At 31.6% G+C, this 304-nt stretch carries 1 protein-coding gene; it reads right to left on the minus strand.

Translation table 11 applies throughout. The annotated features are described in order from the left end of the window. A partial coding sequence (locus tag F0U44_RS23905) for a hypothetical protein (RefSeq protein WP_188113636.1) occupies positions 1–304 on the minus strand: 304 nt, incomplete at both ends.

The following is a 304-nucleotide window of genomic DNA, read 5'->3' on the forward strand; positions in this document are numbered from 1 at the left end:
CTCTGTTTCCTGAAAATTTTGTTCATGTAGAATGCTTTCCTGTGGGCTTTCATTTCTGATTACATTTTTTTTATTTACTGTGTCATCAGAGGAATATAGTTTATTTTGATCCTCGTAACTATATTTTACGTTTTTAGATCTGTAATCATTACTTTTACCTTGATAATTATTAACTAATCCAGCTGACAGTTTTAGAATAGGTCTTTTAGCTGGACATTCCATTAATTCCTCTCTCTGTTCTGTGTCAAGTATCATGTTAATTGGTTCTTCTTTTTTAAAACCACTGCTATCAGTAGCGTAGTAG

The organism is Nocardioides humilatus (genome assembly GCF_008373755.1).
GTDB lineage: Bacteria > Actinomycetota > Actinomycetes > Propionibacteriales > Nocardioidaceae > Nocardioides > Nocardioides humilatus.